This is a genomic window from Oceanobacillus sp. AG (assembly GCF_009746545.1).
GTDB classification, from domain to species: domain Bacteria; phylum Bacillota; class Bacilli; order Bacillales; family Amphibacillaceae; genus Oceanobacillus; species Oceanobacillus indicireducens.
The window spans coordinates 1-12,916 of record NZ_WOWT01000008.1 but is presented as its reverse complement, the minus strand read 5'-3'; the positions used below and the strand labels follow the sequence as shown (position 1 = coordinate 12,916).

Annotated in this window: 10 protein-coding genes, 1 rRNA gene, 1 riboswitch and 1 other annotated feature; of the genes, 6 read left to right on the top strand and 5 right to left on the bottom strand. The window is 41.1% G+C overall.

What is annotated here, in order from left to right; genetic code table 11:
- Position 1 precedes the first annotated feature (1 nt).
- Positions 2 to 985: an ABC transporter substrate-binding protein gene (locus GN217_RS05005; protein WP_156855567.1), complete on the bottom strand. Its 984-nt coding sequence runs from the start codon at positions 983 to 985 to the stop codon at positions 2 to 4.
- 799 nt (positions 986 to 1,784) lie between these two features.
- A complete protein-coding gene (gene pckA / locus GN217_RS05000; RefSeq protein ID WP_370459726.1) occupies positions 1,785 to 3,365 on the bottom strand; it encodes a phosphoenolpyruvate carboxykinase (ATP) in 1,581 nt (526 codons plus the stop codon).
- Positions 3,366 to 3,703: 338 nt separating this feature from the next.
- Positions 3,704 to 3,809, top strand: a riboswitch (SAM riboswitch).
- 121 nt (positions 3,810 to 3,930) lie between these two features.
- Between pckA and metK the strand changes: the two genes are divergently transcribed.
- Positions 3,931 to 5,136 (top strand): methionine adenosyltransferase, encoded by a 1,206-nt coding sequence (gene metK / locus GN217_RS04995; protein ID WP_156855665.1) that lies wholly within the window; start codon positions 3,931 to 3,933, stop codon positions 5,134 to 5,136.
- A gap of 382 nt (positions 5,137 to 5,518) precedes the next feature.
- Here the strand turns inward: metK and GN217_RS04990 are convergent, their stop codons facing one another.
- A complete protein-coding gene (locus GN217_RS04990; protein ID WP_156855565.1) occupies positions 5,519 to 6,043 on the bottom strand; it encodes a gamma carbonic anhydrase in 525 nt (174 codons plus the stop codon).
- Between the two features lie 101 nt (positions 6,044 to 6,144).
- Here GN217_RS04990 and GN217_RS04985 point away from each other — a divergent pair, with 101 nt between their 5' ends.
- Together GN217_RS04985 and GN217_RS04980 are read left to right on the top strand one after the other, a co-directional pair.
- Positions 6,145 to 7,239, top strand: coding sequence for a tetraprenyl-beta-curcumene synthase family protein (locus tag GN217_RS04985; RefSeq protein WP_156855564.1), 1,095 nt, complete (start codon positions 6,145 to 6,147; stop codon positions 7,237 to 7,239).
- 130 nt (positions 7,240 to 7,369) lie between these two features.
- Entirely contained in the window at positions 7,370 to 7,798 is a 429-nt protein-coding gene (locus GN217_RS04980; RefSeq protein ID WP_156855563.1) for a DUF1801 domain-containing protein, read from the top strand.
- Positions 7,799 to 7,850: 52 nt separating this feature from the next.
- On the opposite strand, the gene mnmM is transcribed toward GN217_RS04980, so the two are convergent.
- Entirely contained in the window at positions 7,851 to 8,411 is a 561-nt protein-coding gene (mnmM, locus tag GN217_RS04975) for a tRNA 5-(aminomethyl)-2-thiouridylate-methyltransferase MnmM (RefSeq protein WP_156855562.1), read from the bottom strand.
- A 94-nt stretch (positions 8,412 to 8,505) separates the two neighbouring features.
- Positions 8,506 to 8,717, top strand: a binding site (T-box leader).
- A 152-nt stretch (positions 8,718 to 8,869) separates the two neighbouring features.
- On the opposite strand from mnmM, the gene leuS reads away from it, so the two are divergent.
- On the top strand, positions 8,870 to 11,284 hold the full coding sequence (gene leuS / locus GN217_RS04970) for a leucine--tRNA ligase (protein ID WP_156855561.1): 2,415 nt from the start codon (positions 8,870 to 8,872) through the stop codon (positions 11,282 to 11,284).
- A 52-nt stretch (positions 11,285 to 11,336) separates the two neighbouring features.
- Here leuS and GN217_RS04965 read toward each other — a convergent pair whose 3' ends face one another.
- Entirely contained in the window at positions 11,337 to 11,648 is a 312-nt protein-coding gene (locus tag GN217_RS04965) for a rhodanese-like domain-containing protein (RefSeq protein ID WP_156855664.1), read from the bottom strand.
- A gap of 119 nt (positions 11,649 to 11,767) precedes the next feature.
- Here GN217_RS04965 and GN217_RS04960 point away from each other — a divergent pair, with 119 nt between their 5' ends.
- The gene (locus tag GN217_RS04960) at positions 11,768 to 12,532 is read left to right on the top strand and encodes a hypothetical protein (RefSeq protein ID WP_156855560.1); all 765 of its coding nucleotides are present in this window, start codon (positions 11,768 to 11,770) and stop codon (positions 12,530 to 12,532) included.
- A gap of 324 nt (positions 12,533 to 12,856) precedes the next feature.
- Positions 12,857 to 12,916, top strand: a 16S ribosomal RNA gene (locus GN217_RS04955); the annotation flags it as partial.

The following is a 12,916-nucleotide window of genomic DNA, read 5'->3' as shown; positions in this document are numbered from 1 at the left end:
CCTATTCATTCATCACTTCTTCGGCAATGTTCGTGTTAACCAAGTCTTCATGGGGGGCATCAATGGGGAGTTCACCAGCTTCATCCATGATCGCTTTCAAATTTTCCCATTCTTCTTCATCTAAATAAGGATCTGTTGCGAAAGAGTCTTGATTTTTATATCGTTCAATAGAAGAAGCTAGTATATCTAGATCGGTATCTTCAAAGTAGGGGGCAATCACTTCCGCAATCGTCTCAGGGCTATTTTCCTCCACCCATTGCTGAGCCTTGTAAATGGCTCGTGTAAACTTTTTCACCGTTTCTTCATTCTTTTTCAAATAGCTTTCTTGTGTCATAAAAACGGTATAAGGAACTTTTCCGGATTCTTCGCCAAAGGATGCGATAAGATGTCCTTGCCCTTCTTGTTCAAAAACACTTGCAGTCGGCTCGAATAATTGCACGAATTCATAATTCCCTGACTGAAAAGCGCTAGGGATATTTGCAAAATCAACGCTTTGGTCTAAGAGAAGGTCATTATGCGGATCAATGTTATGTTTTTTCAGCACGAATTCTCCAACCATTTGTGGCATACCGCCAACACGCTGGCCAAGAAATTCTTTCCCTTTCATATCTTCCCAGGTGAAATCCGGATAAGCTTCTTTTGCCACGAGAAATGTACCGTCTGTTTGCGTGAGCTGAGCGAAGTTTACTGCATAGTCACGGGAATCTTGAGCATAGACGTAGATTGATGTTTCAGACCCTACTAGGGCAATATCTGCTCCTCCGGATAGGAGTGCAGTCATTGTTGTATCCCCGCCCCAAGTCGTTTGAAATTCAACATCCAAGCCTTCTTCTTCAAAAAAACCTTGTTCCAGTGCTACATATTGTGGGGCATAAAATAGGGAGCGCGTAACTTCAGCGAGATTAATCTTCACTGTTTCTGATTGACAGGCAGTAATAAATAACAGGAAGCCGAGCAAAAGTAAACCTTTCGTTATTTTTCTCATAATTTCCGCCCCTTTCGCATCATAGTGGATAGTCAACTACAGTTTATGCCTGGGCGGTGGAATTGTGCAGAAGACAGGGGGGAATGAGAAAAACAAAGACGAAAGTACCATTACAGTAAGTTTGCGGACGCCTGGTTGCGATTACTCGTTCTACCGAAATGCGTTTGTAATAACACATCCAGTAGTCGCAGCAACGCACAAGAGCTTGCTGGGGGGGCAGAGCGAACGTGGCTAACCCTCGATACAAGTTATCATAATAAAGTGAAACTCATTCAGTGGGGTATCCTTCCCTCCCTACTGAATGTTAGTTGAACAGAATCAGGTATTTACGGACTGTTTACCCCCTTCACATATTGGGTTTCCCTCTTGTTTAGGGGTGAGGGTATTACAGAGCGTTAATACGTGATAAAGTGAAACTCATTCAGTGGGGTATCCTTCCCTCCTCACTGAATGTTAGTTGAACAGAATCAGGTATTTACGGACTGTTTACCCCCTTCACATATTGGGTTTCCCTCTTGTTTAGGGGTGGGGGTATTACAGAGCGTTAATACGTGATAAAGTGAAACTCATTCAGTGGGGTATCCTTACCTCCCCACTGAATGTTAGTTGAACAGAATCAGGTATTTACGGACTGTTTACCCCCTTCACATATTGGGTTTCCCTCATGTTTAGAGGAGGGGGTATTACAGACCGTTAATACGTGATAAAAAAACTTCCGATTTTAATAAAAAATCGGAAGTTCCAGCGAAGTCGCTGTTAATAAAATTTATAATTATCCTTTTGGGATGAGGATACATTGTTACCCTTTATACACGGGACCTGCTGCTTTAGTAGCATCACTCACGTTCTCAAACTTCGCAAAGTTCTCGTGGAATTTCTTAGCGAGTGCTTTCGCTTCCTGTTCGTAGGCCGCTTTATCTTCCCATGTATTCTTCGGGATGAGTACTTCATCAGGCACACCTGCTACGTGAACAGGAACCTGCAAGCCGAATATATCATCGGTTATTGTTTCGATATGATTCAATTCACCTTCTAGCGCGGCATGGATCATCGCGCGTGTATAGGATAATTTCATTCGGTTTCCAACACCGTAAGACCCACCAGTCCAACCCGTGTTTACGAGGAATACATTAGAATTATACTGATCGATTTTTTGTCCAAGCATATCCGCATACTTCGCTGGTGCGAGCGGTAAGAATGGGGATCCAAAGCAAGCAGAGAAGGTCGCTTCCGGCTCCGTCACGCCGCGCTCTGTCCCAGCAAGCTTACTAGTATAGCCGCTTAGAAAATGGTACATAGCCTGTTCTTTCGTAAGCTTGCTGATCGGTGGCAATGTTCCAGACGCGTCGGCCGTTAAGAAAATAATCGTATTCGGATGACCAGCAACACTTGGAGTGACGATGTTATCGATATTATCTACCGGATAAGCTGCCCGGGTATTTTCCGTCAAGCTCGTATCGTCATAATTTGGTTCACTTGTCACATCATCAATCGTAACGTTCTCAAGTACAGAACCAAAGCGGATCGCGTTGAAAATTTGTGGCTCTTTCTCTGCAGAAAGATTAACACATTTAGCATAACAGCCGCCTTCAATATTAAATACACCATTCGGACTCCAGCCATGTTCATCATCACCAATCAACCGGCGGTATGGATCAGCAGAAAGAGTCGTTTTTCCGGTTCCGGATAGGCCGAAAAATAATGCCACGTCACCCTCTTGACCAACGTTCGCTGAGCAGTGCATCGATAGAACATCCTGCTGTGGCAGCAGATAGTTCATTACAGAGAAAATCGACTTTTTAATTTCCCCTGCATATTCCGTTCCCCCGATTAATACGACACGCTTCTTGAAGGAAATGATGATGAATGTCTCTGAATTCGTCCCATCTTCTGCAGGGTCTGCTTTAAAATGCGGTGCTGAAATAACCGTAAATTCTGCTTGATGTGTTTTAAGTTCTTCTTCTGTAGGTGTTATAAATAGTTGACGGGCAAAAAGATTATGCCAGGCAAATTCGTTAATTACTTGGATCGGTAAACGATATTTTTCATCCGCTCCAGCAAAGCCTTGGAACTGATAAACTTCGTCCTTTTCCATTAAGTAATTTACTACCTTTTCGTGTAACTTATCAAAGGAAGCTTCATCGATCGGTTGATTCACTGGACCCCATTCAACCGTATCTTCCGTAATCTCGTCTTTAACAATAAATTTGTCTTTCGGTGAACGACCTGTATATTTACCTGTAGTTGCAGTTACTGCTCCTGTTGAAGTTAGAACGCCTTCATTTCGATCTAACACGCGTTCCACCAGACGAGCTACTGAATAGTTTCGATTCAAATTCTCGTGTTCTAATAGTTGGTTTGTCAATGATTTCTCCACCATTTTCATTCTTATTCTCCTGCCTTTTAAAAGGTTTTGTTGAAGGAAGACTGCAAACTTCCTCCTTATCGCTTATCTTAAATCTGACATTAGTATAACACATTAAATGGAATAGTCCATACTAATTGAAAAATTTTTTGAGAACTGTCGGTAACCTATTTTAGTTCGTTATCATTTTTGTTGGAAAACGATTTCAATATGTTGTTCTATATTTGATTGTAACAAAGAACAGACAGTATGAAAATAAAACTGGTAAAAAATAATGAAATATGATACGCTATTTTTCAGTAATCGATTATTAAGTAACGAATCCCTTTTAAATAAGGTTATAATAATTTCAATTCTTATTCAGAGCTGGTGGAGGGACAGACCCGGTGAAGCCCAGCAACCTCACGATTTGTGAAAGGTGCTAATCTGTTGCAAGGAATTTTCCTTGAACAATAAGAGTGAAAGGCTAATTAATCCTTTCCTCATACTTGCGGGAAAGGATTTTTATTTTCATGCTTTGAATAATGGAACGAATGGAGATTGGGTTCCGTTACATATTACAAAGGAGAGAACAAGCCAAATGGCTGCAAATGCAAATCGTCGTTTATTTACTTCAGAATCAGTAACAGAGGGACATCCTGATAAAATGTCGGATCAAATATCTGATGCGATACTGGATGATATTTTAAAAGAAGATCCAGATGCACGTGTGGCATGCGAGACAGTCGTTACAACGGGAATGGTGCTCGTAGCAGGTGAAATCACAACTACAACTTATGTAGATATACCGCAAATTGTCCGCCAGACGGTGAAAGACATTGGTTACACCCGAGCAAAGTATGGCTTTGATTATGAAACTTGTGCCGTCATGACTGCAATTGATGAGCAATCACCTGATATTGCCGGTGGGGTCGATAAGGCACTTGAAGCAAGAGAAGGGAAGATGGAAGAAGAAATAGAAGCAATCGGAGCAGGTGACCAAGGATTAGTGTTCGGTTATGCGACGAAAGAGACGGAAGAATATATGCCACTTCCAATTAGTCTTTCCCATAAGCTTGCAAGACGTCTTTCCGATGTAAGAAAAAACCGGGTATTGGATTATTTACGTCCAGATGGGAAGACACAAGTTACCGTCGAATATGATGAAAAGAATCAACCAGTTCGTGTGGATACAATCGTTGTTTCTACTCAGCATCATGAAGACATTCCGAATGAACAGATTATTTCTGACATTCGAGAGTATGTTATAAAACCGGTTATACCAGAAGCGCTTTTAGATGAAGATACAAAATACTTCATCAATCCATCTGGCCGCTTCGTGCTTGGCGGTCCGCAAGGTGATGTCGGCTTAACGGGCCGGAAGATCATCGTGGATACGTACGGAGGCTACGCACGTCACGGCGGAGGTGCTTTCAGTGGGAAGGATCCGACAAAGGTGGACCGTTCCGGAGCTTATGCAGCTCGATATGTAGCGAAAAACATCGTGGCGGCAGGGCTTGCTGCAAAATGTGAAGTACAGCTTGCTTATGCGATCGGTGTTGCAGAGCCTGTATCCATCACAATCGACACATTTGGAACGAGCGAGTATCAGGAAGAAGTATTAGTGGGAGCGGTGCGTAAGCTATTTGACCTTCGACCTGCAGGGCTGATCGAGATGCTTGATTTACGGAAGCCGATTTATAAAAATACAGCGGCTTATGGACATTTCGGCAGAACCGACATTATTTTCCCGTGGGAAAAACTTGATAAAGTTGAAGAACTGCAAAAGATAGTTTGTGAAAAGTAAAAAGCGCGAAGGTGGAAACGTCATTATGGTATAGTTTCGCGGCTGCCGGGGACATGAGGTTACTCGTCCCACCGAAGACCGATTGTACTAGCGTATCCAGTAGTCAAAGTAGCGTAGTAATCGTGCCTCACAGGATAGTTCGGTGTTGCTCATACGTTTTAATAGTTTTATCACGCATTAACGGTCTGTAATATCCCTGCCTTAAATAGGAGGGAAGTCCGACATGTGAAGGTGGGGAATAAACAGTCCGTAAATCCCTGATTCTGTTCAACTAACATTCAGTGGGGAGGGAATTCCCCACTGAATGAAGTTTCACTTTATATGAAGTGCAATAAGAGCTATTCCGTTGAGTCGGGATAGCTCTTATTGTATAAAGGAAAATTTATTTTTTCCCCAAATCTGTATGTATTTTATAATATTGACCTTTCTCCACGTAGGATTTTCTTACCCGTTCCATTTCTTGGTAATCAGCCGCTGTTAGGTCTCTTGCGTATTTTGCAGGGTTTCCCATATATAAGGTGTTTGGTGGAATTTTTTTCCCCGGTGGCACGAGGCTTCCTGCTGCTACAAATGCATTTTCTCCGATTTCCGCCCCATCTAGGATGATTGCTCCCATACCAATAAGGGCGTTCTTTCTAATAATGGCTGAATGTAGGGTGACTTGATGGCCGACCGTAACGTCATCTTCAATAATAAGTGGATTATCAGGGCTTTGGTGCAGAACGGTCAAGTCTTGGATGCTGACTCGTTTACCAATTCTTGTTGGTGCGATATCACCGCGGATTACAACGTGGAACCAAATGCTCGAATCCTCATCGATTGTGACATCTCCATTTATAACAGCGTTTTTTGCTAGGAAAACTGAATCATGAATTTTTGGATAAACCCCCTGATAATGATCAATCATATGAACACTCCTATTCCCTTGTATTTTTTAAGCTCAATGTTGATAATAATGATAGTATAACAAATCTATGTAAAAATGATGAAATGATGGAGGCGCAAGGAATGCAAGTACCGAATACAGCAACTGGGTTACTATATGAAGTCTACAACACTTTATTTCCTATTGTTGAGGAAGAGATGAAAGGGTGGGAAGAGAAAGCAGCAGCTATTCCAGATAAGGAACTGCAACTACAAGCCCTAGCCAGTATCGATTCAAAAAAATTCCATTGTCAGGGTGGTGCTGTGTTCGCATTGCTTGCTGGAATGAAGTATGAAAAAGCGATTCGTTTTATCGTTGCATATCAGACGATCAGCGATTACTTAGATAATCTCTGTGATCGCAGTACATCACTTGATCCGAAAGATTTTCGTATGCTCCATGAGGCGATGAAGGATGCGCTCCGTCCTGAAGCAGCTTTGCAAGATTATTATGCTTATCGGTCGGAGAAAGCTGATGGGGGTTATCTTGAGAAATTAGTGCTTACGTGTCAAGCTGCATTGAAAGACATCGACGACTATGAACAAATCCAGGAATATTGTTTAGAACTATGGACGCTGTATGCGGACCTTCAAGTACATAAACACGTCAAAGTGGAAGAGCGTATCCCGCGGCTGACAACTTGGTATAAGGAAAAGAAAGATAAAGCGCTTGGATTAAGCTGGTATGAATTTGCAGCAGCGTCTGGATCAACGCTTGGCATTTTTTGTCTTGTGTCTTATGCAATGGGCGGGAAAATGACTGCATCGCTTCCGCAACATATAATGTACAGTTATTTTCCATCTGTGCAAGGCTTGCATATTTTACTTGATTATTATATTGATCAAAAAGAAGACGAAATGGAAGGAGATTTAAATTTTTGTAATTACTACCGGGATGATGTGGAGCTTCTCGAACGGTTACAATATTTTATACACTTAGCAGAAGACCGTACGCGGGACCTACCTGATTCGACTTTCCATCAGTTCATCCCTAAAGGTCTTGTTGCATTATATTTAAGTGATGAAAAGGTTGAATCGTTACGGGAAGGGAAACAAGTTAGGAAAAGATTGTTAAAAACAGCGGGAATGTCGGGAGCATTTCTTCATTACAATATTCGTTTGTATAATAAAGTGAAACTTCATTCCGTGGGGAATTCCTTTCCCCCCACGGAATGTTAGTTGAACCGAATCAGGGATTTACGGACTGTTTATGCCCCCTTCACATATTGGGTTTCCCTCATGTATAGAGGAGGGGATATTACAGAACGTTAATACGTGATTAACTTACGAGTTAAGGGAGATTGAATTTATGTATGAATTAAAAACGAAAGAAAATGATCGGGATGTCGTGGAGTTTATCGAATCGGTAGACCATCCGAAACGGCGGGAAGATGCTTATAAATTGTTGGATATTTTCTCGAGTGTAACTGGAAGAAAAGCGAAAATGTGGGGACCAAGTATTATCGGTTATGGTTCTTACCATTATAAATATGCTTCTGGCCATGAAGGCGATGCACCGATAGTAGGTTTTTCCCCTAGAAAAGCTCGACATAGCATTTATGTCATGATGGATGAGGGGAAGCGCGAAAAATTACTCGAGAACTTCGGGAAATATAAAGCCGGCAAAGCTTGTGTCTATGTTAATAAGCTTGAAGATATTGATCGAGCTATTCTGGAAGAAATGATAAAAGAAACAGTTGCCTTTGTAACGGAGCACTATGAAATCACTGATTTTTAAAAAGAAACAGGTCAGTCGGAGAATAAATCTAACTGACCTGTTTCCTGTCCATTCACTTCTTTTCAATAGCGAGCACGAATGGCGGATTATTGATTTGATTAATGAAATCATATTTAAGGACATGGTACTTTTTCTGATCGAGTTCCGTAACATATTCAAGAAGTGCTGTTTTTTCTTCCTTCCCGCCTTCATGACCATGATAAACAACAAGGATAATGAGTCCTTTTTTCTTTAACCTAGCTAATAACTTTTCTACAGCAGGAATTGTCGAGTTGCTTGTCGTGATAATTTGTTTATCACTCTTTGGTAAATAGCCCAAATTAAAAATCGCCGCACTAATTTCCTCACGATCTTCTAGATAATTATCGACAAGGGCATGGCTATCTTGAATAAGCGTGACATTCGTATATTCGGCTGCTTCAATCCTTTCTCGAGTTGAAGCAATCGCTTGTTCCTGAATGTCGAATGCCAGTACTTTTCCTTGTGCACCAGTAAGTCCAGCTAAGACAAGTGTATCATTACCATTTCCGCAGGTTGCGTCAATGGCGAGGTCTCCTGGGGAAATGGTTTCTTCTAGTAAATGGTGGGCGAATTGCAAGACATTTTTTAACATGATTCATACATCCTTTCTAGCATAAGAATAGAACATTTGGCTTATCTTGACAATAATCTTAGGATTCTTTATAATTCGATGTAATCATTACATTAAAAAAACGTCGCATAGGATTAGTAATAAATGCGATTCATGGATAGAGAGGCAGCGGGTGGTGGAAGCTGCTCATGATGTATTTATGAACTCACCTATAAGTTGCAGAGGTGAAATGAGTAACTTCTGCCGTAAATCTGCGTTAAAGATGGAAAGTGAGCATAATTGCTAATTTGGGTGGTACCGCGGGAATATAAGCCTCTCGTCCCTATCTTTGGGATGAGTGGCTTTTTTTGGCAGATAAGAAAGGATAAATCCTTTCTTACTGCATAAGTGCAACTAAGGTTGTCACTGAAAGGCTCGGTGACAATCAAGTTTTCTAATATAAAATAATCAGCACCATGTTGCATGAAGGAGGTCACAGCATGAGTTATCATCATGCAGAGATTGAAAAGAAATGGCAGGAATATTGGGATAAACATAAAACGTTTAAAGCGGATACGTATTCCGATAAAGAAAAATTCTATGCATTAGATATGTTTCCTTATCCGTCTGGTTCAGGGCTTCATGTCGGTCATCCAGAGGGGTATACGGCAACGGATATTATTTCGCGGATGAAAAGGATGCAAGGATACGAGGTGCTTCACCCAATGGGGTGGGACGCATTTGGTTTACCAGCTGAGCAATATGCCTTGGACACTGGAAATAGCCCGGCGGAATTTACAGAACAAAATATTGCTACATTTAAACGTCAAATTAAAGAACTAGGTTTCTCTTATGATTGGGATAGAGAAATTAATACGACGGATCCGAACTATTATAAGTGGACCCAGTGGATTTTTACAAAGTTGTATGAAAAAGGGCTTGCGTATATTGATGAAGTGCCAGTGAACTGGTGTCCAGCACTCGGAACGGTTCTCGCTAACGAAGAAGTTATTGACGGGAAAAGTGAACGTGGTGGTCATCCGGTTATTCGTAAACCGATGAAGCAGTGGATGCTTCGTATTACTGCTTATGCGGATCGTTTGCTTGAAGATCTGGAAGAGTTGGATTGGCCAGAGAGTTTAAAAGAAATGCAACGAAATTGGATCGGTCGTTCGGAGGGAGCGGAAGTAACCTTCACGATTGATGGGCATGATAAAGATTTCACCGTTTTTACAACCCGTCCGGATACACTGTTCGGCGCAACGTATACAGTACTTGCTCCAGAACACCCTTTCGTTAAAGAGATTACAACCGCAGAACAAAAGGACGCAGTTGAAGGATATCTTCATGAGGTGGAGACGAAATCCGAACTGGAAAGAACCGATTTGGCGAAAGATAAAACCGGAGTATTCACGGGAGCCTATGCCATTAACCCTGCTAACAATAAAAAAGTACCGATCTGGGTAGCGGACTATGTATTGATGTCTTACGGTACTGGGGCGATTATGGCGGTTCCTGGGCATGATGAACGGGACTATGAATTTGCGACAGAATTCGATCTTCCCATCATTGAAGTCGTAAGTGGTGGAGATATGACGAAAGAGGCGTATGCTGGCGATGGCCCCCATATCAATTCTGGATTTTTAAATGGACTGCATACCGAAGAAGCAATTACGAAGATGATCGACTGGCTCACTCGAAATGGTAAGGGTGAGAAGAAAATCACTTACCGTCTTCGCGATTGGCTCTTTGCAAGGCAGCGTTACTGGGGTGAACCAATTCCAATTATCCATTGGGAAGATGGTTCAATGACGGCTGTTCCTGAGGAAGAACTTCCATTGGAATTACCTGTTATTAAGGAAATCAAACCATCTGGTACAGGTGAGTCTCCATTAGCGAATGCGGAAGATTGGGTGAATGTTGTTGATCCAGAAACCGGAATGAAAGGTCGTCGTGAAACGAATACGATGCCCCAATGGGCAGGAAGCAGCTGGTATTTCTTACGGTATATCGATCCGGATAACACAGAAGCGTTAGCAGATCCGGAGGCACTTAAAGAATGGTTGCCGGTTGATTTATATATTGGAGGAGCGGAGCACGCGGTATTACACTTGCTCTATGCGAGATTCTGGCATAAGTTTTTATACGATATTGGTGTCGTACCTACGAAAGAGCCGTTCCAAAAGCTATATAATCAAGGGATGATTCTTGGAGAAGGTAATGAGAAGATGAGTAAATCGAAAGGGAATGTCGTAAACCCTGATGATATCGTTCACTCACATGGTGCTGATACGCTAAGACTATATGAAATGTTTATGGGGCCACTAGATGCTTCTGTTGCCTGGTCTACTACTGGACTTGACGGCGCACGACGTTTCTTGGACCGAGTGTGGCGCATGTTCATCAATGAGGATGGAAGTTTGACAGATAAAGTTACGGAAGGGTCAAATGAGAAATTAGATAAGGTTTATCATGAAACGGTTAAAAAAGTTACCATAGATTATGATAATCTGCATTTTAATACGGCGATTTCTCAATTAATGGTATTTACGAATGAGGCTTATAAAGTCGACCAGATACCAAAAGAGTATGCGGAAGGCTTTGTTAAATTACTTTATCCGATTGCACCTCATATGGGAGAAGAACTCTGGGATAGATTAGGTAACCCTGGTACGATAACGTATGAAGCATGGCCGGCATTTGATGAGAGTAAGCTTGTAGAAGATGAAATTGAAATCGTCCTGCAGGTAATGGGTAAAGTCCGTTCGAAGGCAAATGTATCAAGAGACGCTTCAAAAGAAGAACTTGAGCAATTAGCATTAGCAGATGAAAAGATCCAAGAATGGACCCGTGGGAAGACAGTTCGGAAAGTAATTGTTGTCCCTGGTAAACTAGTTAATATTGTTGCTAATTAATAGAAGGAAAAAGCTTTCTCTTCCTACTTGAAAAGGAGAGAAAGCTTTTTTGTTATTTAATGATTACTTCACCTTGCCAGTCGAGCATACCACCTATCATGTTTGAAACATTGAAACCTTGTTCTTTCATATATAATGCGGCGTTCATACTTCTTCCACCCGAACGGCATACTAAGATATATTCTTTTGACCGATCAAGTGAATCTGTTGCTTTTGGTATTTGTTTCAAAGGGATATGGAGTGCCCCTTCAATTATTCCGTTTGCAATTTCCTCATCTTCTCTTACATCGATAAGGACGACGTCTTGTTCTTTTATTAGCATTTCTTCTACTTCAGTTGTGCTTATTTCTTTAATTTGATCCATCAAAATTATCCTTCCTATTAACGATTTCTATTTCACGCTATATTTTACTTTGTTCATGCATAGCTTGCAATCAAGATACACAAGCTAGCAAATGACAATATACGAAAAGAGGAATCCGTATGCGATTATTTATTTATCTTTTTATCGTGCCGATTATGATTTTTCAAACCATTGAAGTAGCGGCAAATGAAGTTGAACCAGTTCTCATCTCGACATATGAAGAGGATGTAACTGGAGATGGTAAGCTTGAAACAATTAAGCTGTATGGCGTTCATTTTAGTCCGGATTCCGTATATTACAAAGATATTTTTGCGATTATCACATCGGAGTCCGAAGAATGGCGAATTGATTATCAAGGTGGATATGACCCAACTATTCAGTTTATCGACTTGAATCACGATAATGTTCCAGATATCTTCTATCAAAGTCCTACAGGAGGAAGCGGTGGGTTGTACACATCAAAACTTGACACACTTGCTCGTAGTGAATTGGAATCAATCCCTTTACCGGAGCAAGACTATATAAAAGGATATTTTGAAGACGGATTTCAGGCTGTAATTGAACTCGCTTTGAATGCAGAACCTATTCTAGTAGATGTAGCGGATCGGAAAGATGATTACATTAGACTGGGAATATTTGATGAAGAAGGCAAACTTCTTCAAGAAACACCCCTTATGATTGATCCGATTGCCTTTTTTGAACCTGTCGAAATTAGTGACCGCAATGGTTATGGACTGAAAAGTTTTAAGCAGATAAGCGGGGCTTATCACGCTGATCAGTTAGGTGTAGTTGAGACACTTTGGTACTACGAAGACGGCAAGTGGATAGCATTACAGGTCGATTGGAAAGGGGCTGGAGAATACGACGCGGCTAAATTCTATTAAAAAACATGTATTATCATGTAAGAAAAGTGTTTTTGTTGTTGACAATCATAATAGGCTATGCTAAGATGTAAGTCCAAGGTTAATTCCTTGTAAACAACATTTAATAAATGAAATTAATTGTTGACACGGAGTTATCTTGTGTGTTATATTTGTGAAGTCGCCTTTTTGAGGCGAGCGAATTTGCTCTTTGAAAACTGAACAAAACAACCAGTATGAAAAAGAGGTAAGAAGTTAAACGTTGGATTTATCTAACGAGTGCTTTTTATCCCTTGAATCAATTTTTGAAGCTAAGAATAGATGACGGTGTCATCTATTACAAACACTTTTATGGAGAGTTTGATCTTGGCTCAGGACGAACGCTGGCGGCGTGCCTAATACATGCAA